The following is a 23,345-nucleotide window of genomic DNA, read 5'->3' as shown; positions in this document are numbered from 1 at the left end:
AATCTCCTTGTCTAGTACTGCTACAGGTTCTCGAAGGTGGCGGCGAGCTCGGCGCCGCTCATCGGTTCGCGGGCAACAACCAAGATGGTGTCATCCCCGGCGATCGTGCCCACAACATAAGGCAGAGACGCTCGATCTATTGCACTGGCCAGGTAATGCGCCGCCCCAGGTGGCGTACGTAACACCGCCAGGTTGGCGCTGGCGTCGGTGGACACCAGCAGCTCGCCGAGCAGACGGGACATCCGCTCGGTGCCGCCGGAGACGCCTTTGACGGGACTGCCGTCCTCGGGGACGACGTAGACGCCGGTGCCACCGTCGGCGCCGCGCAGTTTGACCGCACCGAGTTCCTCCAGGTCCCGCGACAGCGTGGCCTGGGTGACGTCGATGCCCTCCTCGGCGAGCAGGGCCGCGAGCTCGGTCTGGCTGCGCACCGGGTTCGACGACAGCAGCGCCACGATGCGCGACTGCCGTCCGGCCCGGGTCGGTGCTGTCATCGGCCGTTACGTTCCAGCAGCCACACCAACATGGCCTTCTGCGCGTGCAGCCGGTTCTCGGCCTCGTCGAACACCGCGCTCTGCGGGCCGTCGATGACCTCGTCGGTGATCTCGTCCCCGCGGTGCGCCGGCAGGCAGTGCAGCACGACGGCGTCGCTGTTGGCGCGGCCCAGCAGCGCGGTGTTGATCTGGAACGGGCGGAACGGGCGCACGCGGTCCAGGCCGTCGTTCTCCTGGCCCATCGAGGTCCAGGTGTCGGTGACGAGGACGTCGGCGCCGTCCGCGGCGGCCTGCGGGTCGGTGGTGACCGTGACGGTCGCCCCGGTCTCGGCCGCGCGCTTCTTGGCTGCCTCGACGAACTGCGGGTCGGGCTCGAACCCCTTCGGCGCGGCGATGGTCACGTTGATGCCCGCCGTGACGCCGCCGACCATCAGCGAATGCGCCATGTTGTTGGCGCCGTCGCCGAGGTACGACATGTTGAGCCCGGCGAGCGTGCCCTTGCGTTCGGCGATGGTCTGCAGGTCGGCCAGCACTTGGCAGGGGTGGAACTCGTCGGACAGGGCGTTGACGATGGGGACGGAGGCACCACTGGCCATGGCCGTGAGGCGTTCCTGCGCGAAGGTGCGCCACACGATGCCGTCGACGTAGCGGGACAGCACGGCGCCGGTGTCCTCGAGGGTCTCCTCGCGACCCAGCTGGGTGCTGCGGCCGTCGACGACGACGGCGTGCCCGCCGAGCTGGGCGATGCCCATCTCGAAGGAGAACCGGGTGCGGGTGGAGTTCTTCTCGAAGATGACGGCGATGCCCCGCGGCCCCTCGAGCGGGCGCCGGCTGAACGGCGCCTTCTTGAGCTCGGCGGCCAGCGCCAGGACCTCGGCCTGTTCCTCGGGGCTCAGGTCGTCGTCACGGAGGAAATGGCGGATCACTGGGACTCCCCTGCTGCGGTGTCGAGAACGGTGGGTAGTGCGGTCAGGAAGGCGTCGATCTGGGCGTCGGTGATGACCAGCGGCGGCGCGAGCCGCACGACGTCGGCGGCCGCGGCATTGACCAGGAAACCCGCGTCGCGCGCGGCGTTTTCGACGGCCTTGGCCTGCGGCGCGGTCAGGACGACGCCGAGCAGCAGCCCACGGCCGCGGACGTGATCGACCAGCGGATGGGCCAACTCCTCGATACCGTGCGCCAGCGTCTTGCCCGCGGCGTCGGCCCGGTGCACGAGGTCATCGTCGGCCAGGGTCTTGACGACCGCCAGACCCGCGGCGGTGCACACCGGATTACCGCCGAAGGTGCTGCCGTGCATGCCTGGCTGCAGCAGGTCGGCCGCGGCTCCGATGGCGATGCATGCCCCGATGGGCAGGCCGCCGCCGAGGCCCTTGGCCAACGTGATGACGTCGGGGGTGATGCCGTCGTGCTGGTGGGCGTAGAAGGCACCGGTGCGGCCGATACCGGTCTGCACCTCGTCGAGCACCAGCAGCGCACCATGTTTCGTGGTGAGCTCGCGCGCCTTGGCCAGGTACCCGGCCGGCGGGGTGACGACGCCGCCCTCGCCCATGATCGGCTCGAGAAACACCGCCGCGGTCTCGTCGGTGATAGCCGCTTCAAGAGCGTCGGCGTCGCCGTAGGGCACGTGGGTGACGTCGCCGGGCAACGGCAGGAACGGCTCCTGCTTGCCGGGCTGGCCGGTCAACGCCAGCGACCCCATGGTGCGGCCATGGAAAGCACCTTGCGCCGCAACGATTTTGGTGCGTCCCGTGAGCCGGCTGATCTTGAACGCGGCTTCGTTGGCTTCCGCGCCCGAGTTGCAGAAGAACACACGGGCCGGTGCGCCGAGCTGGGCGACGAGGGCTTCAGCCAGGGCGATACCCGGTTCGGTGGCATACAGATTCGAAGTGTGCCCCAGTGTGTTCAGCTGGTTGGTGACGGCCTCGATCACCGCGGGATGCCGGTGGCCCAGCACGTTCACCGCGATGCCGGCCAGGAAGTCGACGTAGCTCTTCCCGTCGGCGTCGGTGACCACGGCGCCGTCGCCGCTGACCAGAGCGACCGGCGGGGTGCCGTAGTTGTTCGTCATCACTGCCTGCCAACGGGCTTGCAGCGCTTCAGTTTCGGTCATGCGGGTGCTACCACCTTGGTTCCGGTTCCGTCGTCGGTGAACAGTTCGACCAGGACGCAGTGTTCGACGCGGCCGTCGATGACGTGTGCGCTCGGGACACCGTTCTGCACGGCTCGCAGGCACGCCTCGATCTTGGGCACCATGCCGGATTCGAGCTTTGGCAACAGCTGAGCCAGTGCGGCCGTATCGATTTCGGTGACCAGCGAGTTGCGGTCCGGCCAGTCGGTGTACAGGCCCTCGACGTCGGTGAGCATCAGCAGCTTCTCGGCGCCGAGTGCCTCGGCCAGTGCGGCCGCCGCGGTGTCGGCGTTGATGTTGTGCACCACGCCGTCGACGTCGGGACCGATCGTGGACACCACCGGAATGCGGCCCACGGCAATGAGATCCAGGATGGCGTCGGTGTTGACATGGTCGACGTCGCCGACCAGCCCGATGTCGGTGGGGACCCCATCGACCGTCACGCTCCGACGCACCGCGGTGAACAGCTGCGCGTCCTCGCCGGTGATGCCGACCGCATACGGGCCGTGGGCGTTGATCAGGCCGACCAGTTCGCGGCCGACCTGGCCGAACAGCACCATCCGCGCGACCTCGAGAACCTCGGGCGTGGTGACCCGGAAGCCACCCTTGAAATCGCCTTCGATACCAAGACGTTTGAGCATCGCGCTGATCTGCGGGCCGCCGCCGTGCACGACGACCGGCTGAATGCCGCAGTTGCGCAGGAACGCCATGTCGGCGGCGAAGGCCGCCTTGAGGGTGTCGTCGGTCATGGCGTTGCCGCCGTACTTGACCACGACGATCTTGCCGTGCAGTTGCTTGAACCACGGCAGCGCCTCGGCGAAGACCGACGCCTTGACCGCGGTGGAGAGTCCGGCGGTGCTCACGAGCTGTACGCCGAGTTCTCTTCGACGTAGGCGTGCGACAGGTCGGTGGTCCGGATGGTCGCCTCGTGCTCCCCGACCGCCAGATCGACGACGACGTCGATGTCGTTGCCGGACAGGTCGACATCCCGCGCGCCCGGCGCGCCCGCGCCGTCGATGCACACCGCGGATCCGTTGAACGACACGCTGATCCGGTCGGCCACGAGTTCGATCGGCGCGATGCCGATCGCGGCCAGGACGCGGCCCCAGTTGGGGTCGGACCCGAACAGCGCGGTCTTGACGAGGCTGTCGCGGGCCAGGGCCCGGGCGCCCACCAGCGCGTCGTCCTCACTGGCCGCACCCGTGACAGTGATCGCGATGCGCTTGGTGACGCCTTCGGCGTCGGCCTGCAGCTGCGCGCACAGGTCGTCACACACGGTGAGGACGGCCTCGTCCAATTCGCTTTGGCTGGGCTGGATTTCGCTGGCGCCGGATGACAGCAACAGCACTGTGTCGTTGGTCGAGCAGCTGCCGTCGATGTCGAGCCGGTCGAAGGTCTTCGCGGCGGCGTTCTTGAGCGCGAGGTTCAGTGCCTCGGCGTCCGCGACGGCGTCGGTGGTGATGACCACCAGCATGGTCGCCAGCGACGGGGCCATCATGCCGGCGCCCTTGGCCATGGCACCGACGGTCCACTTGCCCGGGTGGTGCAGCGCAACCTGTTTCGGCACGGTGTCGGTGGTCATGATGGCCCGCGCGGCCTCCTCGCCACCGGAGAGTCCACCGGCCATCTCGTGGACGATCTCGGTGACGCCGGCCAGCACCTTGTCCATCGGGAGCCGGTCACCGATCAGCCCGGTCGAGCACACCGCGACCTCGATGGCACCGGTCTCGGTACCCCAGTCGCTGAGCGCCGCGGCGAGGGCCTCGGCCGTCTGGTGCGTGTCCTGGAAACCGCCCGGGCCGGTACACGCATTGGCGCCACCGGAATTCAGGATCACGGTCCGCAACCGGCCGGACTTGAGCACCTGCTCGCTCCACTGGACCGGAGCGGCCCGCACCTTGTTGCGGGTGAACACCCCGGCCGCCGAAAGATCGGGCCCCTCGTTGAAGACCAGGGCCAGGTCCGGTTTCCCGGAAGCCTTGATGCCGGCGGCGATTCCGGCTGCCCGGAAGCCTTCCGGTGCGGTGACGCCCTGGTTGCGATGCAGGGACGGGGTCGGCGACGTTGAAGTCACGGTGCTACTCCCACGGTGGATAGTCCTTCGGTTTCCGGCCAGCCGAGCGCGATGTTCATGGACTGTACTGCCGCGCCGCCGGTGCCCTTGGTCAGGTTGTCGATGGCGCACAGGGCGACGAGAGTCTTCGCATCCTCGTCGACGGCGACGGCGATCTGCGCGGCGTTGCTGCCGATGACCGAACCGGTCTTGGGCAGCTGCCCTTCCGGCAACAGGTAGATGAACGGCTCACTGGCATAGGCCTTTTCGTACGCGGCCCGGATCTCCTCGACGGTCGCGGTGGTGCGCGCGGTGCAGGTGGCCAGGATGCCGCGCGACGTGGGGATCAGCACCGGGGTGAACGACACCGTCACGTCCTTGTCGGTGACGGCCCGCAGGCCCTGCGCGATCTCCGGGGTGTGCCGGTGCGCTCCGCCGACGTTGTAGGCCCGGGCCGAGCCGATGACCTCGGCGGCCGACAGGTCGACCTTGCCCGACTTGCCGGCGCCCGAAGTGCCACTGACCGCCACCACGGTGACGTTGGGTTCGACGAGCCCAGCGGCGACGGCAGGCACCAGGGCCAGCAGGGCCGAGGTCGGGTAACAGCCCGGTACCGCAATACGTTTCGTGCCGACCAGCTTGTCGCGACCGCCGGGCAGCTCGGGCAGGCCGTAGGGCCAGCTGCCTGCGTGCTCGGAGCCGTAGAACTTCTCCCAGGCGGCGGCGTCGGTGAGCCGGAAGTCGGCGCCGCAGTCGACGATCAGGGTGTCCGGGCCGAGTTGCTGCGCCAGCGCGGCCGAATGTCCGTGCGGCAGACCCAGAAACACCACGTCATGCCCGGCGAGAACGTCGACCTCGGTGGGCTGCAGCACCTGCTGCGCGATGGGCAGCAGGTGCGGGTGGTGGTCACCGACCGTGGTTCCGGCATTACCCGCGGCGGTCAGGGCCCCGATGGTGAGGCGACCGTCCGCGTAAGCCGGATGGCCCAGCAGAAGCCGCAGAATCTCGCCGCCGGCATACCCACTGGCGCCGGCCACCGCCACAGAAGTCATGCAAGCAATTCTGCATGGTTATGCATCAACTTGCAAACCAATTAGTAGGGCGTGTTACCGGCGGTGCTCGGCACCGAGCCGCTCGGTGGCCAGGGCCACTGCCGCGTCGCGGGCCGCACTCGCCTCGTCCTCGGTCAGCGTCCGGTCGGGCGCCCGGAAACGCAGGGCCAGGGTCAGCGACTTGCGCCCCTCCCCGATCTGCGGGCCGGTGTAGACGTCGAACAACCGCGCGTCCTCCAGGAGTTCGCCGGCGCCCTCGCGCACGACGTCGACCACTGCCTGGGCCGCGACGTCGTCGGCGACGATCAGGCTGACGTCCTGGAACACCGCCGGGTACGGCGACACCGACGGCACGATGGCGCGCTCGATGACCGGGACGGCATCCAGGTTCAACTCGACGGCGCAGGTGCCCTTCGGCAGGCCCGTGCGTTCGATGACCGCCGGGTGCAACTGTCCGGCGTAGCCGACAACGGTGTCACCGACCAGCACCTCGGCGCAGCGCCCCGGATGCCACGGCAGCTCCTGGGCCGCGCGCAGCGTCACCTCGACGCCGCAGGCCCGGGCGACGATCTGCACGGTCTCCAAGGCGTCCGTGGCCTCGACCGCACGACCCGCGCCCCACGGCCCGGCCGGTTCGCGCAGGCCGGTGAGCACCGCGGCGACGTGCAGCGGCTGATACGGCAGGGCCGCGTCGATCTCGGCCAGCTCAGCATCGGTCGGACGACGATCCACCGGGATCGGCGCGAGGGCCTTGGTCTGCGGTGTCGCCTGCACGACCTGCTCGATACCGAACAGCGCGACGTCGGCCGCGCCGCGAGACACATTGCGCACCAACGCCTCGAGCAGGCCCGGCAACAGCGTGGTCGCCAGTGCGGGCCGGTCGGCTTCGAGCGGGTTGAGCACCGAGATGGTGGCGCGCCGCGGGTCGTCAGCCGGCAGGTCCCAGGCGTCGAGCACCCCGGCAGGCAGGAACGGCGTCGGCAGCACCTCGACGAAACCATTGAGCGCCAACGACTTACCGATCGCACGGCGCCGCTGCTGGGCTGCGGTCAGGCCGCGGCCGGCCGGCGCCTGTGGCAGCACCGACGGGATGGCGTCGAGGCCCTCGAGCCGCAGCACTTCCTCCACCAGGTCCGCGGGCTGTTTCATGTCCGGCCGCCAGCTCGGCGGGACCACGGTGGCACTGTCGCCGTCGACGGTCACCACGGCACCGATCTGAGTCAGCCGCCGCACTGTGGTGCCCTCGGGGTAGCTGACGCCCGCGAGCCGATCCGGCAGATCCAACGGAATGGCAACCGGCGGCTGCGACCAATCGTGTGCGGCATCGCCGTCACTCCAGTCCGTCAGCGTGGGTTCGACTGCGCCCCCGGCGATTTCGGCGAGCAGCGCGGCACAGCGGTCCAGCGCGGCCCGGGAGATCGCCGGGTCGACGCTGCGCTCGTAGCGGCGGCTGGCCTCACTGACCAGGTGCAGGCGGCGCTGAGTGCGCGACACCGCGGCCGGATCCCACACTGCCGCTTCCAGCAGCACGTCGGTGGTGGTGTCGCGGACCTCGGTGGTACCGGCGCCCATGACGCCGCCGATGGCCGCGGTGGCGACGTCGTCGACGATCAGTACGTCGCCCGGATCCAGTTTGCGCTCAATGTCATCGAGGGTGACGACGGTCTCCCCCGGGTTGGCGAAGCGTACGTCGAACCCACCGGTGATCAGCTTGCGATCGTGGGCGTGCATCGGGTGGCCGAGTTCGAGCATCACGTAGTTGGTGACGTCGACGGCCGGCGAGATGGCGCGGATACCGGACAGCAGCAGGCGACGCTGCAGCCACCACGGCGACACCGCGGCCGGGTCGATGCCGACGACCGGACGCAGCCCGAAACGCTGCACACCGGTGCCCGGTTGCACCGTCAGCGGCCAGGCCTCGCCCTCGGCGGGCAGGGCCGGCACATCGGCAGGGTCGACGAATTCCAGGTCGAAGGCGCAGGCGATCTCGCGTGCCATGCCGCGGATGGACAGGCAGTAGCCGCGGTCAGGGGTGATGGCGAGGTCGAACACCACGTCGTCCAGCCCAAGCACCTCGGCGCCCGAGGCGCCCGGCTCAGCGGTGCCCGGGGGCAGCACGATGATGCCGGAATGGTCGGAGCCGAAGTTCAATTCGGCCGCCGAGCAGATCATGCCGTCGGACACCCGGCCATAGGTCTTACGGGTCGCGATCTTGAACTCGCCGGGCAGCACACAACCCGGCAGCGCCGCGACGACCAGGTCACCGACGGCGAAGTTCCTTGCCCCGCAGACGATGTCGCGCGGCTGCGCCTCACCCACGTCGACCTTGCACGCCCGGATGGGCTTCTTGAACTCGGTCAGTTCCTCGATCTCGACGACACGGCCGACGGTCAGCGGACCGGTGACCGGCCCCGCGGCGATGATGTCCTCGACCTCGTGGCCGATCCGGATGAACGCTGCTTCCAGCTCTTCGGGCGACACGTCCCAGCCCGGAGCCCCGGCCTGGACGACTTCCCGCAGCCAGCTGTAGGGAATGCGCATCAGGCACCCACCCCGAACGGCAGGGAGAAGCGCACGTCGCCCTCCACCATGTCGCGCATGTCGGGAATTCCGTTCTGGAACTGCAGGGTTCGCTCCAATCCCATGCCGAAGGCAAATCCGGAGTACTCGTCGGGGTCAATACCGCAGGCCCGCAACACATTCGGGTTGACCATGCCGCAGCCGCCCCATTCCACCCAGCCGGGACCACCCTTCTTGTCCGGGAACCAGACGTCGACCTCGGCCGACGGCTCGGTGAACGGGAAGAAGTGCGGGCGGAACCGCGTGCGTCCTTCGGGGCCGAACTGGGCGCGCGCCAGCGCATCCAGGGTGCCGCGCAGGTTGGCCATGGTCAGGCCCTTGTCGACGGCCAGACCCTCGACCTGGTGGAACACCGGGGTGTGGGTGGCGTCGAGTTCGTCGGTGCGGAAGGTGCGGCCGATCGAGACGATGTAGACGGGCAGCTCCCGCTCGAGCAGGGCGCGGATCTGCACCGGCGACGTGTGGGTGCGCAGCACCTGTCGCGAACCGTCGGGCGCGATGTGGAAGGTGTCCTGCTCGCTGCGGGCCGGGTGGTCCGGCGGGAAGTTCAACGCGTCGAAGTTGAACTGTTCGGTCTCGACCTCCGGCCCCTCGGCCAGCTCCCAGCCCATTGCCACGAAGGTGTCGGCGACGTTCTCGGCGAGGATCGTGATCGGGTGGCGGGCACCGATGGGCTGGCGCGTGGTCGGCAACGTCACGTCGATGCGCTCGGCGACCAGAGCGGCGGCGTCGCGCTCGGCGCGCAGCACCACGATGCGGTCGTCATACGCCTGCTGTGCGGCGGTGCGGGCGACGTTGACGCGCTTGCCGGCGTCGGCCCGGTCTTCCTTGGCCAGCGTGCCCAGCGCCTGACGGGCCAGCGCGATGGGCGCCTTGTCACCGAGGTGCTCGGTCTTGGCGCGGGCCAGGGCGTCGAGGTCAGCGGCCTGGTCGAAGGCGAGACGGGCGGCGTCGACCGCCGCGGTCAGTGCTTCTTCCGATAGGGCGCCAGAGGGCCCTCCACTGTGTTCTTCACCCTGCTCAGCCACCCGGAGATCATAGCGACGAGCGCGGCGCCCACCGCACTCGCAGGGACCCCGACCATCGCCAGCTCCGGTGTGTGGACCAGGACGGCGTAGCCGAAACACACACCCACCCCGAACACTGCGGCCTTTCCGCGGGTCCAATGCACCGGCGTTTGCAGTCGACTCGAGATCACCAGCCCCAGGACCAACGCGACCACATGCCCCACTTCGATGAAGTCGTCGCTGACGACCACAACGGCAACCGAACCGGCCAGCCACCAGCCCAACCAGGCCGGTTTCAGACGGGCGGGCACCACCGCGGTCAGCGCTCCGACCACCGTCAACACCCCGTAGCTCACCCCGACGTCGGCAACCCGGCCGATCGACCACGGCAGCCGGCCCAGCTCGATGGCCACCACCAGCCCGACCGCGACCACAAGCGTCGTGCCGATGTGCCCGACGAGGAACACCACCAGCAGGCGGCGACTGCGCCAGAGCAGTTCGGCGATTGCGAGCAGGCAGACCAGCCCGGGCAGCCACAGGAAGAACCGACCGTCGTCAGCGATCAGGGCGCTGGCGATCAGCGTGCCGACGCGGCCCTCACCGAGATTGTGCAGATTGGTACTGGCGTACCCGATGACCCGGTCGTGCACCGCCGGACCGAGCGCCGCCAACGTGACCGTGACGGCGACCAGCAGCGCGGCGTAGACGACAGTGACCGGGACGCGGGGCAGGCGGCGCCACACCAGGCCGGCCCTAGGCCTCAGCGAGCTCCCCGTCATCGGGTTCGGTTGCGGCGTCCTTGCGCGGCCTGATCCAGTACATGGACATGTCCTCGGGCACACCCGAGGCCTTGGCGGCGAACAGTTGCTTGCGCACCTTCTTGGGCGTCACGCCGAGAGCGTCCAGGTACTGCTCGTCGATCCGGTCCAGGGTGGCCTGCGAGATGATCAGCCCACCCTTCGTGGCCCGCTCCATGACGCGCGCCGCGATGTTGACGTCGACGCCGAGCAGGTCCGACCCGATGCGATGCGGGTGCCCGGTGTGGATGCCGGCGCGCATCTTGGGGTGGTACCCGTCGATCTCGACCTCTTTGAGCGCGTCGAGCGCGCGGACGACCGACCGCAAAGCGGTGACGGGGTTGCTGAACACGGCCATGGACCCGTCGCCCATGCGCTTGACGATGTGCCCGCCGGATTCCAGCAGCGGTGGCTCGAACACCTGAGCCACGCGGCGCAGCAGCCGGAGCGTGGTGTCGTCGCCGACGCTCAGCGACCATTTCGAGAAGCCGACGAGATCGGTGAACACGATGGTCACCTCGGGGTTCGCCGGCCGTCCGGAGACCCTTTCGGTGAGGGCCTGCCACACCTGCAGGCCGGCCAAACTCACCTCGTGGGACGCGCCACCGCGCGGCAGCAGCCGATCGGCGGCCCGGGCCGCGGCACTCGGACCGCCGACGCCGGCGACCGACAGCGGATCACCGAACTCCGGGTCCCCCGGCAGGGAACGGCGCGCCCGCCTGATGAATTCGATTACAGCCGGACTGTGATTGGTGTTCTGCAACCAGCCCAACGGTCCACTTGATCCTGGCCCGGCGTGTGACGCCGGGCCGATCTCGCCCACACCGTCGGATCGTTCTTCGAACGATTCGACTTCCACGACGCCACCCTAGGTGGCGTCGCGCGGCAGCGGCAACGATCGCCACTGCCCAGCCGAAAAATACCTGGTCACCGTGTTGTGGCGCGCCGGTAGACGGTCCGTAACAGTGCCGGCGACACCAGTGCCAAATCGTGGACAACATGCGTTGTCACGATTATCGTGGCGCGCAGAACCCTCGGTATCAACGTTGAGCGAGGCACACGATGACCGCACGCAAGACTCCCGCCACCCCGCCCATCGCGCCACTGGGCCCGGATTCCCTGACCTGGAAGTACTTCGGCGACCTACGCACCGGCCTGCTCGGCGTGTGGATCGGCGCGATCCAGAACATGTATCCCGAACTGGGCGCCGGCGTCGAGGACCACTCGATTCTGCTGCGGGAGCCGCTACAGCGCGTGGCGCGCTCGGTGTACCCGATCATGGGCGTGGTCTACGACGGCGACCGCGCCGCAGACACCGGAGCCCAGATCCGCGGGTATCACGAGACCATCAAGGGCGTCGATCACGACGGCCGCCGCTATCACGCACTGAACCCTGAGACGTTCTACTGGGCGCACGCGACGTTCTTCATGCTGATCATCAAGACCGCCGAGTATTTCTGCGGCGGGCTGACCGAAGCCGAGAAGCGCCAGCTGTTCGACGAACACGTGCAGTGGTACCAGATGTACGGCATGAGCATGCGGCCGGTTCCGGAGACCTGGGAGGACTTCCAAACCTATTGGGAGCACAAGTGTTCCGAGGAACTGGAGATCAACCGGGCCACGCTCGACATCTTCACCATCCGGATTCCCAAGCCGTGGTTCGTGCTGATGCCCACCCCGGTGTGGGATCAGATGTTCAAGCCCTGGCTGGCCGGGCAGCGCTGGGTCGCGGCCGGGGTTTTCGACCCCACCGTCCGCGAGCGGGCGGGCATGCGCTGGACGCCCGGCGACGAGGTGGTGCTGCGCCTCCTCGGCAAGGCCGTCGAACTGGCGTTCCTCGCCATTCCTGAGGAAATCCGTTTGCACCCAAGGGCATTGGCCGCGTACCGCCGAGCTGCCGGGCAGCTGCCGCCGGATGCGCCACTGGTCGAGGCGCCGGCGTTCATGGCCCCGCCCAAAGATCGCTGGGGACTGCCGATGCATTATGTGCCACGTCACAAGTCATTGATGGAACGCGCCGGGTCACTGGTGCACACCACGTTCTCGTTGGCCGGTCTGCGTCCCGCGCGCAACCGCTCTGTCCCCGGAAAGGCTGCCTGAATACATGCTTGATTGGTCCGACGTCGATATTGCCGTGCGCGACGCCGTTCGCGAGTTCGTGGACAAAGAAATCCGCCCGCACCTCGACGACCTCGAGGGCGGCGACATGGAGCCGTACCCGATCATCCGAAAGCTGTTCGCCACCTTCGGAATCGACGTGATGGCGCGAGAGTCGCTGGAGCGGCGGCTGTCCCGTCTGCGTTCGGGCGAGGCGTCGGACGGCAAGCAGCGGGCGTCGGGCGGGATGTTCGGCGGCGGACCCGATCAAGCCGGCATGGGCATGGTGCTGATCAGTGAATTGTGCCGCGTCAGTTCGGGTCTGGTCACCGGCGTGGGCGTCAGCCTGGGCCTGACGGTGCCCACCATCCAGAGCCGCGGCACCCTGGCCCAGCAGGAGCGCTGGCTGCCCGGCCTGGTGACCTACGAGAAGGTCGGCGCCTGGGCCATCACCGAACCAGACTCGGGCTCAGACGCATTCGGCGGCATGAAGTCCTACGTCGTACGCGACGGCGACGACTACATCCTCAACGGCCAGAAGACGTTCATCACCAACGGCCCTGACGCCGACGTCGTCGTCGTGTACGCCAAGCTGGATGAGGGCGACGGCGCCGACAAGCGTGACCGCAAGGTGCTGACCTTCGTGCTCGATCGCGGCATGGAGGGCTTCGTCCAGTCAAAGCCGTTCCGCAAGATGGGCATTCACTCGTCGCGCACCGGTGAGCTGTTCTTCAACAACGTCCGGCTCGGCCGCGACCGGCTGCTCGGCGAGACCGAGGAGAACAAGGCAGGCGACGGCCGCGACAGCGCCCGGTCGAGCTTCTCGGCCGAACGCGTCGGCGTGGTGTCCATGTCACTGGGCATCATCGAGGAATGTCTGCGGCTGTGCATCGACTACGCCAAGACCCGCACGCTGTGGGGCAAGGAGATCGGGCAGTTCCAGCTGATCCAGCTCAAGCTGGCCAGCATGGAGGTGGCCCGGATGAATGTGCGCAACATGCTGTTCCGCGTGATCGAGTCCGGTCAGGCCGGTCGCCAGATTCCGCTTGCGGAGGCGTCGGCGATGAAGTGGTACTGCTCGCAGGCCGCCACCGACGTGGCGATGGACGCCATCCAGTTGTTCGGCGGCAACGGCTACATGACCGAGTACCGCGTCGAGCAGCTGGCGCGCGACGCCAAGTCGCTGATGATCTACGCCGGCAGCAACGAAGTGCAGATCACCCACGTCGCCAAGGGGCTGTTGGCCTAGGGCCGAATCAGGAGTGGGCGCGGGAGCTCTCGTACAGGCAGATCGACGCCGCGGCTGCCACATTGAGGCTCTCGGCGCTCCCCCGCATCGGAATGTGCACCCGCTGCGACGCCAGGGCCACCAGGTCAGCGGGCAGGCCGTGCGCCTCGGGCCCGAACAGCCACGCGGTGCGCGCCGACAGATCGGCGGCGCGGATGTCGACAGAAGCATCCAGCGCCGTCGCGAACACCTCGATGCCACTGTCCCGGATCGCCGAAACCACTGCGGCCGCATCGGGATCCACCACCACCGGCAGCGAGAAGATGCTGCCCGCCGAGGAACGCAGGCACTTGCCGTTGTAGGGATCCACACTGTGCCCGGCGAACACCACCGCATCGGCGCCCATGGCGTCTGCGATGCGGATCAGGGTGCCGGCGTTGCCCGGCTCCGACATGCCCACGGCGACCGCCAACAGCCGCGGCTCCGCGGCCAGCACGGACTCCAGGGACGACTCGGGCAGCGCGCAGACCGCAACGAGCCCGACGGGAGTGACGGTCTCCGACAACGCCTTTGCGGCCTTCTCGGTGACCACCGAAACCGGGGCACCGTCGAGCAGCGCGCCGAACCGGTCCAGCGCGGCTTCGGTCGCAAAGACCTCAGAAACAAGACCGCGCCGCAGCGCTGCCTCGACGAGGTTGGGTCCCTCGGCAAGGAAGCGCCCGGCGCGTTTGCGCCCGACGTGGCGCTGCAGCTTGGCTGCAGCGACCACCCGGGCAGATCGCTCGGTGAGCGCTGAGTCTGTAGTCAGACTCAGGCAGCCTCTCCGGACGGAGCGTTGACGTCGGCGGGCAGAGCGGCCTTGGCCACCTCAACCAGCGCGGTGAACGCGGCGGGATCGCTGATCGCGATCTCCGACAGGTTCTTGCGGTCAACCTCGACGCCGGCCAGCTTCAGACCCTGGATCAGGCGGTTGTAGGTGACGCCGTTCTCGCGGGCCGCCGCGTTGATACGCGTGATCCACAGCTTCCGGAAGTCACCCTTGCGGGCGCGACGGTCGCGGTAGGCGTAGGTCAACGAATGGAGCTGCTGCTCCTTGGCCTTGCGGTAGAGCCGCGAGCGCTGCCCACGGTAGCCCTTCGAGGCCTTCAGTACTGTGCGCCGCTTCTTCTGAGCGTTCAGTGCGCGCTTCACGCGTGCCATGAGAGTGTTCCTATCGTTCGTTCGGGTAGCGGGGCTGTACTAGCCGGCCAGCATCTTGGCGACACGCGCGGTGTCGTTGGCAGCGACCACGGCGCGACCGTCGAGACGACGGGTGCGCTTGGTGGCCTTGTGCTCCATCAAGTGGCGACGGTTGGCCTTCTGGCGCACGATCTTGCCGGTTCCGGTCTTGCGGAACCGCTTCGATGCGCCACTGTGGGTCTTGGCCTTGGGCATGTGTCCTCAGTTTCTTTCCAAGCGGTCGCCCGCGGCGGCGGGAACCGCTGCGGGCAATCGCGACTGCTGTTACGCGGTTGCGTCAGATTCAGGTGCCTCAGGCGCCGGCCGGCCGGCCGGTGCGTCGGCATCGTGCGCCGCCTTTGCGCGAGTCTTCGCGCCGCGGTGCGGTGCCAGCACCATCGTCATGTTGCGTCCGTCCTGCTTGGCGGACGTCTCGATGAAGCCGAATTCGGCGACGTCGGCGCCCAGCCGCTGCAGGAGTCGGTAGCCCAGTTCGGGCCGCGACTGCTCACGTCCGCGGAACATGATGGTCACCTTGACCTTCGACCCGGCCTCCAGGAAGCGGACCACGTGGCCCTTCTTGGTCTGGTAGTCGTGATCGTCGATCTTGGGTCGCAGCTTCTGTTCCTTGACGACGGTCTGCTGCTGGTTCTTGCGAGACTCGCGCTCCTTCAGAGCCGTCTCGTACTTGAACTTGCCGTAGTCCATGATCTTGCAGACCGGCGGCTTGGCGCCTGGCGCAACTTCGACAAGGTCGAGATCGGCGTCTGCGGCGACGCGGAGGGCATCTTCGATGCGCACGATGCCTACCTGTTCGCCGTTCGGTCCGATCAACCGAACTTCAGGTACTCGAATGCGCTCGTTGACGCGTGTCTCAGTGCTGATGGGGCCTCCCGGGTTGTTCCAGTACTTGTTCAGTAGAGGTCACACCCGGCCCGGCCATCTGTTCGCATGAACAGAAAAGCCCTGCATATAGCAGGGCCCAATGCCGACCGATCACGGCTCACGCCGTCTGCGCACAACGCAGAACAGGCACAATGTGCCTGTGACCGGACCGTCAAGCCGCGAGGCCGACGGTGGGAGTGGGACTCCACTTGCTGTCCTGACGTAAGCCAGGACGGTCGCGCATGACACTCTAGCAGTCATGACCGACCCGAACCTAACCAGTGACCCCACCACAAACTCAGTGACCGAAGCTGAGGAAGCCCAGGTACGGGAGCTGGCCGCGATCCCCGCCGTCGAGGTGATCACCCGCGCCGCCGTCATGCTGATGAGCGCCGCCGCCGAGAAGCTCGGGCTGGCCGACGCGGATCCCGACGAGAGCCCGCACCGCGACCTCGACGAGGCCCGTCGCCTCATCACCGCGCTGGCCGGTCTGGTTCAGGCCTCCGCCGAGTATCTGGGAATGCACGCCGGCCCGGTCCGCGACGGCCTCAAGAGTCTGCAGCTGGCCTTCCGCGAGGCGAGCGTCGCGCCCGACGAGCCCGGCCAGGGTCCGGGCGAGAAGTACACGGGCCCCGTCTGGTAGCCGTGACCAGGGCTCTGCAGACACTCCCAGGTTTCACCGCATATTGTCCGAACTTATGACGTTGACGTCGAGCAGACCACAGCAGCGCCCGACGACATTGGGGTGGGTTCCGGCCGCCGCCGGCTGGACCGTCGGTGTCGTCGCGACGCTGTCGTTGTTCGCCAGCCTGTCGCCGCTGATCCGGTGGATGATCCACATCCCCCGAGAGTTCGTCAACGACTACCTGTTCAACTTCCCGGACACCAGCTTCGCCTGGTCGTTCGTGCTGGTTCTGCTGGCCGCCGCGCTCGCGGCACGCAAGCGGATCGCCTGGTGGATCCTGTTGATCTACATGGTCGGCCACATTGGCTGGAACATCTACGGCCTGCTGTCCGGCAACCTCTCGGTGGTCGACCTGACCGTCATGCGGGACCTGGGCGAGGCGATCGGCCTGGTGTTCCACATCGGCGTCATCGTCGTCCTGCTGCTGTCGCGGAATCAGTTCTGGGCCAAGGTCCGTCGCGGGGCGCTGCTCAAGGCGGCCCTGACCCTCGTCGCCGGCATGGCCGTCGGCATCCTGCTGGCCTGGGGCCTGCTGGAGATGTTCCCCGGCCGGCCCCCGCTGGACCCTGACTACCGCCTGGCCTACGCAGTGAACCGGGTCAGCGGTTTCGCCGCGGTCGGCAAAGAAGCGTTCGAGGGTGGCCATCCGCACGCGTTGCTCAATGCGCTGTTCGGCCTGTTCGGCGCAGTGGCGCTGATGGTCGCGGCGATCGTGCTGTTCCAGTCCCAGCGCGCGGAGAACGCCCTCACCGGCGAGGACGAGTCCGCCATCCGCGGGCTGCTCGAGCTATGGGGCAAGAACGACTCACTGGGCTACTTCGCCACCCGCCGCGACAAGGCGGTCGTGTTCGCGCCCAACGGCCGCGCGGCCATCACCTACCGGGTCGAGGTAGGCGTCTGCCTGGCCAGTGGCGATCCCGTCGGCGACCCGCGGGCCTGGCCGGCCGCCATCGACGCCTGGCTGGCCCTGTGCCAGACCTACGGCTGGGCACCGGGCGTGATGGGCGCCAGCTCGACCGGCGCCGAGGCCTATCGCCAGGGCGGGCTCAACGCCCTGCAACTGGGCGACGAGGCGATCCTGTATCCCGACCAGTTCAAGCTGTCCGGGCCCGACATGCGTGCAGTCCGGCAGGCCGTCACCCGCGCCCGCCGGGCCGGATTGACGGTGCGGATGCGCCGGCACCGCGACATCAGCGCCGACGAGATGGCCCAGGTGATCACGCACACCGACGCGTGGCGCGATACCGAGACCGAACGCGGCTTCTCGATGGCGCTGGGACGACTCGGGGACCCCGCCGACGGGGACTGCCTGCTGGTGGAAGCCGTGCAAGGTGACGGCCAGGTCGTCGCCATGCTGTCCCTGGTGCCGTGGGGCAACAACGGGGTGTCGCTGGACCTGATGCGCCGCTCCCCCGCATCCCCGAACGGCACCATCGAGCTGATGGTCAGCGAGCTGTGCCAGCGTTCGGAAGAGATTGGCGTCACCCGGATTTCGCTGAACTTCGCGATGTTCCGGTCGGCATTCGAGCAGGGGTCGCAGCTCGGTGCCGGCCCGATCCTGCGGCTGTGGCGCGCGCTGCTGATCTTCTTCTCCCGGTGGTGGCAGCTGGAGACGCTGTACCGCTCCAACATGAAGTACCTGCCCGAATGGGTTCCCCGCTACGCCTGCTACGAGGACGCGCGGCTGATCCCGCGCGTCGGGGTCGCGTCGGTGATCGCCGAGGGCTTCCTGGTGTTGCCCTTCTCCCGGCGCGACGAACAACCCCACACCGGCCACCACACCGCGGCTCCCAAGAATCTGGTCGAGTCGGGCCGGCTGCATGCCGACGGCAGCGCTCCCGATGTGGCCGACCTGGCAGCAGGGGCGTCCGACGCCACCGACGCGCGCCGCCTGCCCGACCAGGTACGGGTCCGGATGGCCAAGCTACAGGCGTTGCAGGCGGGCGGTATTGACGCCTACCCCGTGGGGCAGGCACCGAGCCACACGGTCGCCGAAGCAGTCGAGTCCGCCGTGGACACCACGGTCTGCGTCGCCGGTCGCGTGCTGCGGCTGCGTGACTACGGCGGTGTGCTGTTCGCCCAACTGCGCGACTGGTCCGGCGAAGTCCAACTGCTGCTGGACAATTCACTCCTGACGGACGGCACCGTGGCGGAGTTCACCGGGGCGATCGACCTCGGCGACCTGATCGAGGTCACCGGCGTCATGGGCGCCAGCCGCAACGGCACGGTATCGGTGCTGGCGCACAACTGGCGCTTGATCGGCAAGTGCCTGCGTCCGCTGCCCGACAAGTGGAAGGGCCTGACCGACCCCGAGGCCCGCGTCCGCACCCGATATCTGGACCTGGCGATCAACACCGAGTCGCGAGAGTTGATCACCGCCCGCAGCCGCGTGCTGCACGCCATCCGGGAAACGTTGGTGGGCAAGGGATTCCTGGAGGTCGAGACCCCGATCCTGCAGCAGATCCACGGCGGCGCGAACGCCCGCCCGTTCGAGACCCACATCAACGCCTACGACCTGGATCTGTACCTGCGCATCGCGCCCGAGCTGTACCTGAAGCGGCTGTGCGTGGGCGGTGTCGAGCGCGTCTTCGAGCTTGGCCGCGCCTTCCGCAACGAGGGGGTGGACTTCAGCCACAACCCCGAGTTCACCCTGCTGGAGGCGTATCAGGCACACGCCGACTACAACGTCTGGATCGACGGCTGCCGGGAGATCATCCAGAACGCCGCGGCGGCGGCCAATGGCGCCCAGGTGGTCATGCGGCCGGGTCCGGACGGCAGCCTTACGCCCGTTGACATTTCGGGAGTGTGGCCCGTCAAGACCGTGCACGACGCGGTGTCCGAGGCACTGGGCGAGCGCGTCACCCCGGAAACCGACGTGGCGACCCTGCGCAAGCTGTGCGACGCCGCCACGATCCCGTACCGCACCCACTGGGATGCCGGCGCGATCGTGCTGGAGCTGTACGAGCACCTCGTCGAAGACCGCACCGAGGCACCGACGTTCTACAAGGACTTCCCCACCTCGGTCTCGCCACTGACCCGGCCGCACCGCAGCATCCCGGGCGTCGCCGAACGTTGGGACCTGGTGGCCTGGGGTGTCGAGCTCGGCACCGCATACAGCGAGCTGACCGATCCCGTGGAACAGCGCCGGCGACTCGAGGAACAGTCGCTGCTGGCCTCCGGCGGCGATCCCGAGGCCATGGAACTGGATGAGGACTTCCTCCAGGCCATGGAATACGCGATGCCGCCGACGGGTGGTCTGGGTATGGGCGTCGACCGCGTGGTCATGCTGATCACCGGTCGCAGCATCCGCGAGACCCTGCCGTTCCCCCTCGCGAAGCCCAGGTAGCACACAGGAGGCTCCCAGCTTTGCGAGTCACCCTGGCGTGGTGACGATCGGGGCAACGACTGCCAGCCTCTATGCCGAGCAACATATTTCGTTGACGCACGGCTGGCTGCCGTACACCGTCCAGGCCCTCGCGGTGGCGGTGCTGATAGTCGCGGTCGGCTGGCGCAACCGCCGGTGGCGCACCGTTTGGCTACCTGTGGCTGTCGCGTCCGGGGTGGCACTGACCGCCGCCGCGCGCTGGTTCGTCGCATCGCAGGGCTGGTCTGACGAGCCCGCGCCGACCCAGCTGTTGGTGTGGACTGCGGTCACGAGCGCCGCGGCGGTGCTGCTGATCGTCGGCTGGCGGGCCACCCGCTGGTGGCGCCGCGGGCTGGCCGTCGTCTCGGTACCACTGTGCGTGCTGTCCACGGGGCTGGCGCTGAACGCCTGGGTCGGGTACTTCCCCAACCTCGACACCGCATGGGAACAGGTGAACTCGGCGCCGGTGCCCAACCAGACACGGCCCGAGACCGTGGTGGCGATGCAGAAGGCGCGGCAGATACCCCGCAAGGGGTCCGTCGTCCAAGTCGAGACAGGCTCGGCGGCATCGGGATTCAAACATCGCGACGAGTACGTCTACCTGCCGCCGGCGTGGTTCGCCAGCAACCCGGCGCCGCGGCTGCCGTTGCTGATGATGATCGGCGGCGAATTCAACACGCCGGCCGACTGGCTGCGGGCCGGCAATGCGATCAAGACCGTCGATGACTTCGCCGCCGCTCACCAGGGCAATGCCCCGGTCCTGGTTTTCGTCGATCCCGGTGGCGCGTTCAACAACGACACCGAATGCGTCAACGGACCGCGCGGCAACTCCGCCGACCACCTCATCAAAGACGTGTTGCCGTTCATGACCGCCACGTACGGCGTCAGCAGCGACCGGCGCAACCGCGGCATCGTCGGCTGGTCGATGGGCGGCACCTGCGCGGTGGACCTGACCGTCATGCATCCCGACCTGTTCAGCGCATTCCAGGACATCGCCGGGGACATCGCCCCCAACGCAGGCGACCGGCCTCAGACCATTGCGCGCCTGTTCGGTGGCAGCACTGCCAAATACGCCGACTGGGACCCGATGACGGTGATGTCCCGAACGTCGTACAACGACATCGCCGCCTGGTACGACATCAACGGACCTGAGCTCTCCCGGGGGCCGCTGCCCGCACAAACCGTTGCGGCACATTCGTTGTGCGGGCTGGGCAGCGCACGTGGCATCCGGTGCGCGGTGGTGGAACGACCGGGCAAGCACGACTGGCCGTACGCCGCGCAAGCGTTCACCGCCGCGCTGCCATGGCTGGCCGGACAGGTCGGCACACCCGGGGTTCCGTGGTTGCCGTTGCCCGGCGCGACGGCGCCGGCGGTGACGGTCGAGGCCGCTCGCCGGTGACGGTTTAGTAGTCGGCTTCGGCAGCCAGGATCTCGGCCAGGTAGGCATCGGGGCCGGGCGCCGCGAGCCGGGCGCGCACGTAACGCCGGACCCGGTCGCGAACCGCTTCCGTCTCGCCGCTCTCGGCGCCGAGGGTGACCGTGGTCCCGGTCCAATCATGGCCCCAGGCTTGGGTTTCGGTGGCCGGCAAGGGCAGGGTGGCATTTCCGTCGGTGTCGAGCGTGCCGTCGCCGGTGATCGAACCCGAGTCCAGACGCACCGCTATCCCGTCCGCAGGACCGATCGTGGCGACGCGGATATCGGCGACGACCGCACCGTCACGCGCCTGCACGGACCAGTCGATGGTGCGTTCGGCAGCGTCAAATATCCGCGGTGGCACCGCGGTCCACGAGACCGATGCGACGCCGCTCGCGATGGCGCCGTCGTCGCCGGCACCGGGTTGCCCGGCGGCGAGCGCGTAGTCGTCCTGCCGCGGCAGCGCCTGTGCCGCAAGGACTTCCGACCAGTCGCCCAGCCCGGATTCGTCGGCGAGGCTGACGCAGCCGCGGACCAGGTCGAGCACCCGCGGATCACCCGCGGCGGCCAGACCCGACAGCGTCCGACGGTGCGGCTCCAGCAGTCCGGCGATGTCCGAGTCCAAGGTGTCCTGGGTGAAGTAGTCCTCCAGCGCCGCCGTCGACAGCGCCACCTCGGTATCGAGCACCGCGGGGTCGAGCGGGGTGATGCCGTCGCGGGCGCTGGCCGGCCACCACCGCCGCAGCCAGTGCCCGACGGCCAGACGGCGAAGGGCAGCAAGGGGTTCGGGCAGCGGCAGCACATCGGCAAGGTCGACGTCGTTGCCGGCTTCGGTAGCGGCTGCAGCGACCACTGCCACGTGGCCGGCCTCCCCGACCAGCCGCCACAACCAGTCCGCGGCCGGCAGGTCCGTGAATGTGATCCGCAGCGCCTGTGCGGGTTCGTGGATCGTCCACGCCAGGACGGCGCCGCTGACCTCGAGCACCGCCACCTCAGGCGGTGCGTCGACCTCGGACCCCAACGCCCACAATCCTGAATCGACAGTGAGTTTCACCCTGTCGCCTCCAATTCCAGCATCGCCTTGATGCGCTGGCGGTGATCGAGGCTCACCGATCGGGCGACCCCGTCCAACAGGCCGCGCACCTCGCCGGCATCGCCGCAGGATTCCTGCCAGACGTCACGCCCGTGCAGTCGTGCCCACAGCCGCGAGACATAGGGGCGGACGAACGCCGCGAGGTCGTCCACCACCTGCTGCTGCCGTGGATGGACGGGACCGCCATCGGTCAGGTACCTGCGGGCGTGCAGCACGTACGCCTCCTTGCGGAGCCGGGCCTGAATCTGGCCCGACAGGTGGTAGCGGGTCGGGTGGTTCACCTCGAGCGGTGCCAGGTCCACCCCGATCTCGATGCCGGCGACCATGGTGGCCTGGTTGTCCTCTGCCAGTAGCCCCCATGGCGAGGCCGCGCGGTCCGCTTCTTCGGCACACAAGGTCGACAGGTCGGGCAGCTCGTCGCGGTCGAGGGCACGGCGCAGCGTCGCCCGGACGCGGTCGACGATGCTGCGGTCCAGCGGACGTTCTGCCACGCGGGAACCCGCGACCGTCGGCTTCGATTGTGGTGCGGCAGCGCACAATCCGATCTCGTCGACCGACCAGGGCGCGGCGGCCGAGGCATCTCGCATCCGGGCGCCGAAGTTGTACGGGGTGGTGTCACCGATCAGTGCGGTCCAGACCCGCTGCCGGGCGGCATCGGCGTTGTGGCCGCCGGACGGGCCGAGCACCGTCGTCAGCCCGGCGAGAAATGGCGCGGACGGCTCGCTTCCGGCCCGTACGTCGTCCCAGCCGGCGTCGAGTTGACGCGACAACGTCTCCAGCACTGCGGGATCGGCGAGGTACTCGTGCAGCCGCTCCACGGCGGTGCGGTCCCGGTCGCCGTGCACGTCACGCAGCGCCTCCACCACGACGGGTGAATCATCTTGTCCTGGTTCGCCTCTGGTGGCGGCCAGCTCGAAGCACACCGGGAAGTAGAGCTCTTGCGCGTTCCCGGTGGTGATGCGGTCGCGCCGGCGCTGCGCCTTCAGCAGCGCGAACCACTGTGCCGCAGCGCGCAACTGAACTGCGTGGTCGAAGATGATCTGGCGCATCTCGTCCGCGATATCCGCGGCGACCACGGGTGCCGAGTACTCGGGGTGCGCCCGCAGCCGGAGTACCAGCGGATCGACGATGCGCTTCACCGCGCGGCTCAGCGGGCCGCCGTCGGGGCTGCTCAGAAGTTCGAGACCGGGCCCGATCTCGCGCCACGCGGCGTCGATGACGGCGCGACGCGGCTGCGGCCCGATGGTCAT

The 23,345-nt window shown here is 68.5% G+C and carries 21 protein-coding genes; 5 read left to right on the top strand and 16 right to left on the bottom strand.

The features are described 5' to 3' along the window. Positions 1-20 precede the first annotated feature (20 nt). Genes A7G45_RS29530 through A7G45_RS29485 form a run of 10 tightly spaced genes read right to left on the bottom strand, consistent with a single transcriptional unit; the run spans position 21 to position 10,970 of the window. Positions 21-494 carry an arginine repressor gene (locus A7G45_RS29530; RefSeq protein WP_043399377.1) on the bottom strand — a complete coding sequence of 158 codons (474 nt, stop codon included), beginning with the start codon at positions 492-494 and terminating at the stop codon, positions 21-23. Beyond that, positions 491-1,420, bottom strand: a complete 930-nt coding sequence (argF, locus tag A7G45_RS29525) for an ornithine carbamoyltransferase (RefSeq protein ID WP_043399379.1) — start codon at positions 1,418-1,420, stop codon at positions 491-493. The genes A7G45_RS29530 and argF overlap by 4 nt, the downstream gene beginning before the upstream one ends. Then, complete coding sequence (locus A7G45_RS29520) at positions 1,417-2,604, bottom strand: acetylornithine transaminase (RefSeq protein WP_260942188.1); 1,188 nt, start codon at positions 2,602-2,604, stop codon at positions 1,417-1,419. Before A7G45_RS29520 ends, argF begins: the two co-directional genes overlap by 4 nt. Continuing rightward, on the bottom strand, positions 2,601-3,485 hold the full coding sequence (gene argB, locus A7G45_RS29515) for an acetylglutamate kinase (protein WP_260942185.1): 885 nt from the start codon (positions 3,483-3,485) through the stop codon (positions 2,601-2,603). Before argB ends, A7G45_RS29520 begins: the two co-directional genes overlap by 4 nt. Then, positions 3,482-4,696 (bottom strand): bifunctional glutamate N-acetyltransferase/amino-acid acetyltransferase ArgJ, encoded by a 1,215-nt coding sequence (gene argJ / locus A7G45_RS29510; protein WP_260942183.1) that lies wholly within the window; start codon positions 4,694-4,696, stop codon positions 3,482-3,484. The genes argB and argJ overlap by 4 nt, the downstream gene beginning before the upstream one ends. Continuing rightward, complete coding sequence (gene argC, locus A7G45_RS29505) at positions 4,693-5,727, bottom strand: N-acetyl-gamma-glutamyl-phosphate reductase (protein WP_043399390.1); 1,035 nt, start codon at positions 5,725-5,727, stop codon at positions 4,693-4,695. Before argC ends, argJ begins: the two co-directional genes overlap by 4 nt. A gap of 54 nt (positions 5,728-5,781) precedes the next feature. Continuing rightward, positions 5,782-8,268 (bottom strand): phenylalanine--tRNA ligase subunit beta, encoded by a 2,487-nt coding sequence (pheT, locus tag A7G45_RS29500; protein WP_043986881.1) that lies wholly within the window; start codon positions 8,266-8,268, stop codon positions 5,782-5,784. Further along, the gene (gene pheS, locus A7G45_RS29495; protein WP_043399396.1) at positions 8,268-9,335 is read right to left on the bottom strand and encodes a phenylalanine--tRNA ligase subunit alpha; all 1,068 of its coding nucleotides are present in this window, start codon (positions 9,333-9,335) and stop codon (positions 8,268-8,270) included. Before pheS ends, pheT begins: the two co-directional genes overlap by 1 nt. After that, entirely contained in the window at positions 9,272-10,057 is a 786-nt protein-coding gene (locus A7G45_RS29490) for a rhomboid-like protein (protein WP_260942181.1), read from the bottom strand. Before A7G45_RS29490 ends, pheS begins: the two co-directional genes overlap by 64 nt. 10 nt (positions 10,058-10,067) lie before the next feature. Further along, positions 10,068-10,970 carry an adenylate/guanylate cyclase domain-containing protein gene (locus A7G45_RS29485; RefSeq protein WP_308204180.1) on the bottom strand — a complete coding sequence of 301 codons (903 nt, stop codon included), beginning with the start codon at positions 10,968-10,970 and terminating at the stop codon, positions 10,068-10,070. A gap of 203 nt (positions 10,971-11,173) precedes the next feature. On the opposite strand from A7G45_RS29485, the gene A7G45_RS29480 reads away from it, so the two are divergent. Together A7G45_RS29480 and A7G45_RS29475 are read left to right on the top strand one after the other, a co-directional pair. Further along, positions 11,174-12,211, top strand: a complete 1,038-nt coding sequence (locus tag A7G45_RS29480; RefSeq protein WP_260942179.1) for an oxygenase MpaB family protein — start codon at positions 11,174-11,176, stop codon at positions 12,209-12,211. Between the two features lie 4 nt (positions 12,212-12,215). Then, on the top strand, positions 12,216-13,457 hold the full coding sequence (locus A7G45_RS29475) for an acyl-CoA dehydrogenase family protein (protein ID WP_260942177.1): 1,242 nt from the start codon (positions 12,216-12,218) through the stop codon (positions 13,455-13,457). A 7-nt stretch (positions 13,458-13,464) separates the two neighbouring features. On the opposite strand, the gene A7G45_RS29470 is transcribed toward A7G45_RS29475, so the two are convergent. From A7G45_RS29470 to infC, 4 genes are all read right to left on the bottom strand, one after another. Continuing rightward, positions 13,465-14,205, bottom strand: coding sequence for a TrmH family RNA methyltransferase (locus tag A7G45_RS29470; RefSeq protein ID WP_260942175.1), 741 nt, complete (start codon positions 14,203-14,205; stop codon positions 13,465-13,467). 41 nt (positions 14,206-14,246) lie between these two features. Continuing rightward, positions 14,247-14,636 (bottom strand): 50S ribosomal protein L20, encoded by a 390-nt coding sequence (gene rplT, locus A7G45_RS29465; protein ID WP_029121325.1) that lies wholly within the window; start codon positions 14,634-14,636, stop codon positions 14,247-14,249. 39 nt (positions 14,637-14,675) lie between these two features. Then, complete coding sequence (rpmI, locus tag A7G45_RS29460; protein ID WP_020103309.1) at positions 14,676-14,870, bottom strand: 50S ribosomal protein L35; 195 nt, start codon at positions 14,868-14,870, stop codon at positions 14,676-14,678. Positions 14,871-14,939: 69 nt separating this feature from the next. After that, a complete protein-coding gene (gene infC, locus A7G45_RS29455; protein ID WP_081936794.1) occupies positions 14,940-15,572 on the bottom strand; it encodes a translation initiation factor IF-3 in 633 nt (210 codons plus the stop codon). Positions 15,573-15,798: 226 nt separating this feature from the next. Between infC and A7G45_RS29450 the strand changes: the two genes are divergently transcribed. From A7G45_RS29450 to A7G45_RS29440, 3 genes are read left to right on the top strand one after another with little or no spacing between them, the layout of a single operon-like run. Beyond that, entirely contained in the window at positions 15,799-16,182 is a 384-nt protein-coding gene (locus A7G45_RS29450) for a DUF1844 domain-containing protein (protein WP_260942169.1), read from the top strand. 55 nt (positions 16,183-16,237) lie between these two features. Continuing rightward, positions 16,238-19,570 (top strand): bifunctional lysylphosphatidylglycerol synthetase/lysine--tRNA ligase LysX, encoded by a 3,333-nt coding sequence (gene lysX, locus A7G45_RS29445; RefSeq protein ID WP_260942167.1) that lies wholly within the window; start codon positions 16,238-16,240, stop codon positions 19,568-19,570. Positions 19,571-19,610: 40 nt separating this feature from the next. Then, complete coding sequence (locus A7G45_RS29440) at positions 19,611-20,987, top strand: alpha/beta hydrolase (RefSeq protein ID WP_260942165.1); 1,377 nt, start codon at positions 19,611-19,613, stop codon at positions 20,985-20,987. A 4-nt stretch (positions 20,988-20,991) separates the two neighbouring features. Here A7G45_RS29440 and A7G45_RS29435 read toward each other — a convergent pair whose 3' ends face one another. Further along, positions 20,992-22,056 (bottom strand): hypothetical protein, encoded by a 1,065-nt coding sequence (locus A7G45_RS29435; protein WP_260942163.1) that lies wholly within the window; start codon positions 22,054-22,056, stop codon positions 20,992-20,994. Then, the gene (locus tag A7G45_RS29430; RefSeq protein WP_260942160.1) at positions 22,053-23,345 is read right to left on the bottom strand and encodes a hypothetical protein; all 1,293 of its coding nucleotides are present in this window, start codon (positions 23,343-23,345) and stop codon (positions 22,053-22,055) included. The genes A7G45_RS29435 and A7G45_RS29430 overlap by 4 nt, the downstream gene beginning before the upstream one ends.

The sequence above is a fragment of the Mycolicibacterium llatzerense genome, from assembly GCF_025331195.1.
Classification (GTDB): Bacteria; Actinomycetota; Actinomycetes; order Mycobacteriales; family Mycobacteriaceae; genus Mycobacterium; species Mycobacterium llatzerense.
The sequence above is the reverse complement of the archived record's forward strand: the minus strand, read 5'-3'. Positions and strand labels throughout refer to the sequence as shown.